This window comes from Micromonospora maritima, assembly GCF_902825405.1.
Lineage (GTDB): Bacteria > Actinomycetota > Actinomycetes > Mycobacteriales > Micromonosporaceae > Micromonospora > Micromonospora maritima.
The window spans coordinates 1-3,594 of the sequence record NZ_CADEAU010000516.1 but is presented as its reverse complement, the minus strand read 5'-3'; the positions used below and the strand labels follow the sequence as shown (position 1 = coordinate 3,594).

Genomic DNA, 3,594 nt, shown 5'->3' with positions numbered 1-3,594 from the left:
CGGGGATCTCCAGGCGGATCCGGGCGGCCAGCGCCGCCCGGGCCTGCCGGACCGTGGAGAGCCGGCCGGCGAGATCCTGGTACGCGGCCCGGGCCGCCTCGACCCGCGGGGCCAGCGCGGCGATCTCCCGGTCCAGCCGGACCACCTCGGCGGCGGGCGGGTACGGCGGGCGGCCACAGCCGCGGCATCCAGCGACGAGGTCGGCCGGAGCGCCGCAACCGGGACAGGGGTAGCCGGTGTTCTCCACCCCGCCAGCTTCGTCGCGCCCGGAGCGGGCGGACAGAGTAGGCGTACCTAGGGCCGGGTCTGCTCGCGTACCCAGGCGGTGTAGTCGGGGTTGCCGCTGTCCTCGCGGCTGACCAGGATCTCCGGCACCTCGTACGGGTGGTTGGCGCGGAGCTGGTCGACGAGCGCGTCCACCCGGTCCGGCGCGGTCTTGAGCCGCACCGACCACTCGGCGGTGGTCTGGATCGCCGACTGCCACCAGTAGGTGCTGTCCACCGGCCCGCCGACCTGGGCGCACGCCGCCAGCCGGCCGGCGACGGCGGCAGCCGCCAGGACGTCCGCCACGCCACGGGCGTCCACCACGGTCGTCACCACGCAGATCTGCTCCACCAGCGCACCCTACGCGGACGACCGCGCCGCCGCGGTGAACCGCGCGGGAATCCGGTCAGGCGTCGACCGTGCCGTCCCGGTTGGCCGCTATCCACCTGTCGATGCGACCCCACCAGTCGAACAACCAGTCGATGCGTTCCTGCTTGCCGGCCGGGATCTCCTCCGGGGGCACCGACCAGAACCGCATCACGATCCGCTTGTCCATCGGCAGCTCGCGCCACACGTCCGCGACGGTGAGCATCTGGTCGAGCCCGGTGTGCGCCACGAAGATCACCCCGGCGTCCGGGGCGGCGTCGAGCGCGGCGAGCAGCCCGCCCGGCTGCGGGGCGAGCACGTGTTGCATGCGTTCGGCGCGCAGGGCCATCCGCTCCAGGCCGAGCGACCGCAGCCGGGCGATGGCACGCAGCCGGCGTGACGGGGTGAAGTTGCCGCCCTCGGGGAAGATCACGAAGGCGTCGTCGTCGTCCAGGCCGGTGGCCAGGTGGCCGATCTGCCCGACCGCCGAGTCCCGGCCGTCCGCGCCCGGCGCGATGAACCGGTTGGGCAGCCGGTTGAGCAGCACGTCGATGGCCGGGTCCCACTGGAGGCTCTCCTTGAGCACGATCCGGGGTTCCCGGTGGAACCAGTTCACCAGCGCGTGGATCAGGATGAACGAGTCACCGGGCCCGGCGTGCCGGCAGAGCACCAGTTCGGGACGACCGGGCAGCGCGGTGTCCGGGTCGGTGCCGACGACGTCGATGCTCAGCCGCAGCGTCCACCGGGCCTGCCAGAACAGCACCCGCAGGAAGCGGCCGGCAACCACGTAGTGGGCCCGCTGGAAGGCCGGCGACCGCTTGTACGCGCCGAACCCCGAGGCCACCCAGAGCAGGAAGAGGGCGAGCAGCGCGGCGGCGTCCCAGACCAGGTAGACGGTGCCGATCCAGAGCAGCCGCAGCGGGCGCAGCCGTCCCGGCACCAGCGGTGAGGCGGCCAGCGCCAGCAGCGCCCAGACCGGGAGCGTGGTCACCACGGCGACGGCGAGCAGCACCACACCGGGCCCGAGCAGCAACCGGCGTAGCCAGCGGGGTGGCAGCGGCATCAGCGCTCCAGCGCGGTGTCCAGGTAGCGACGCGAGGCGGTGTACGCCCGGCTGATCCGCCGCCCCACGGCTGCCATGTCCCGGTACGCCCACGGGCTGTCGTCGCGCGGGTCCAGCCCGCCGGTCGGCAGCACGTGCACCGCGACCCCGTCGGGCAGCGCCGCCATCTCCCGGGCGAACCGGTGCCGGCGGGCGATCTCGAACGCGACCTGGGCGATCTCCCACGGTCGGCGCGGTGGGCTCAGCTCGCGTTCGATCCGGCCGACCTGGAGCACGAAGATCTGCGTGGCGCCGGCGGCCACCGCCTCGCCGACCGGGATCGAGTTGACCACCCCGCCGTCGATGTAGTGCTGCCCGGCGATCTGGGTGGGCGGCAGCAGCCCCGGCACCGAGGCGGACGCGAGCACGGCCGGCACCAGTGGGCCCTCGCTGAACCAGTGCTCGGCGGCGCGCTCGATGTTCGCGGCGCAGCAGCGGAACGGCACGGTGAGGTCGGCGAACGTGGTCCCCTCGCCCAGCTCGCTCTCCAGCAGGCGGCGCAGCGGGCGGGGCGAGTGCAGGTGGGTACGCGCGGCGAAGCGGCGCAGTTGCCGGGCGACCGAGTCGCCGTACACCTCGCTGGCCTCCGGGGAGGCCCAGAGGCGGACCAGCCGGTCGGTGACCGCCTCGGTCGGGTCGGCGGCCACCAGCGCGCCGTTGACCGCGCCGATCGAGGTGCCGAGCACCAGGTCGGGTCGGATCCGGTGGCGGAACAGGGCCCGCAGCATCCCCACCTCGACGGCGCCGAGCACTCCCCCGCCGCCGAGCACGAACGCCACCGGACCACCTGCCATGCCGTTCATCCTGGCACGCGGCCCACAGCCCGGCCCGCCGCCACCGGCGGGCCGGTCCCGGCCGTCACGGACGGTCAGCGGTGGCGCGCGGGCCGCGATCCACCATCGGACGGCCGTTGACAGGTCGGACACATTCCCGCAACCTGGTAGCGCTCCCGAGCCCAGGCAGGTGCGAGGTGATGGCGACACTGCAGGCCGGCCGTCTGCTGGCCCGGCGGTACCGGCTCATCGACCGGATCGGCGCCGGCGGCATGTCGGTGATCTGGCGCGCCCGCGACGAGGTGCTCGACCGGGTGGTGGCGGTCAAGGTCCTCGCCCCCTCGCTCGCCGCGGACGCCCGGTTCCGCGACATGGTGCGGGAGGAGGCCCGCTCGGCCGCCCAACTCGACCACCCGCACGTCACCGCCGTGCACGACTACGGCGAGACGGTGGCCCCGGACGGCGCGATCACCTCGTTCGTGGTGATGGAGCTGCTCAGCGGCGAGGAGCTGGAGCACCGGCTGACCGAGGGGCCGTTGCCCTGGCCGGTGGCGGTGGAGACGGGCGCCCAGGTGGCCGAGGCGCTCGCGGCGGCGCACCGGCTCGGCATCGTGCACCGGGACGTCACCCCGGCGAACGTGATGATGACCGGCAACGGCGCCAAGGTGCTCGACTTCGGCATCGCGACCCGGGTGGGCGCGCCGGACGAGGACGAGGACGGCGGCACGTTCGGCACGCCGGCGTACGTGGCGCCGGAGCGGCTGGACGGCGCCCCGGCCCAGCCGGCCACCGACGTCTACTCGCTGGGCGTGCTGCTGTTCGAGACGCTGACCGGCCAGCCGCCGTACCCGGCGGAGACCTGGGAGCAGCTGAGCGCCGCGCTGGCGGACAGCCCACCGCCCACGTTGGACGGCGTACCGGGGCTGCCCCCGCCGGTCGCGGAGATCTGCCTGCGCTGCCTGGACCGCGATCCGCGCCGCCGGCCGACCGCGCACCGGGTGGCGGCCGTGCTCCGCGACCAGTTGCTGCCCGCCGACCCGCAGGCCGCCACCATGCTGGCGCCGACGATGACCCTGCCCGCGGTGCCCG

At 74.7% G+C, this 3,594-nt stretch carries 5 protein-coding genes; 1 reads left to right on the top strand and 4 read right to left on the bottom strand.

The window, feature by feature from the left end; all coding sequences use genetic code 11:
• The 4 genes from HUW36_RS28205 to HUW36_RS28190 all read right to left on the bottom strand — a co-directional run.
• Nucleotides 1-247: hypothetical protein (locus HUW36_RS28205; protein WP_174530907.1), on the bottom strand; the 247-nt coding region annotated here is incomplete at its 3' end.
• Nucleotides 248-294: 47 nt separating this feature from the next.
• A complete protein-coding gene (gene cutA, locus HUW36_RS28200; protein ID WP_174530906.1) occupies nucleotides 295-615 on the bottom strand; it encodes a divalent-cation tolerance protein CutA in 321 nt (106 codons plus the stop codon).
• Between the two features lie 55 nt (nucleotides 616-670).
• Nucleotides 671-1,693, bottom strand: a complete 1,023-nt coding sequence (locus tag HUW36_RS28195) for a 1-acyl-sn-glycerol-3-phosphate acyltransferase (RefSeq protein WP_174530905.1) — start codon at nucleotides 1,691-1,693, stop codon at nucleotides 671-673.
• Nucleotides 1,693-2,526, bottom strand: coding sequence for a patatin-like phospholipase family protein (locus HUW36_RS28190; RefSeq protein ID WP_174530904.1), 834 nt, complete (start codon nucleotides 2,524-2,526; stop codon nucleotides 1,693-1,695). Before HUW36_RS28190 ends, HUW36_RS28195 begins: the two co-directional genes overlap by 1 nt.
• Before the next feature lie 179 nt (nucleotides 2,527-2,705).
• Between HUW36_RS28190 and HUW36_RS28185 the strand changes: the two genes are divergently transcribed.
• Nucleotides 2,706-3,594: serine/threonine-protein kinase (locus HUW36_RS28185; RefSeq protein ID WP_174530903.1), on the top strand; the 889-nt coding region annotated here is incomplete at its 3' end.

Coding starts and splice junctions, on each gene's coding strand:
- HUW36_RS28195 (WP_174530905.1), bottom strand. CDS start 1,693: ATGCCGCTGCCACCCCGCTGGCTACGCCGGTTGCTGCTCGGGCCCGGT.
- HUW36_RS28190 (WP_174530904.1), bottom strand. CDS start 2,526: ATGGCAGGTGGTCCGGTGGCGTTCGTGCTCGGCGGCGGGGGAGTGCTC.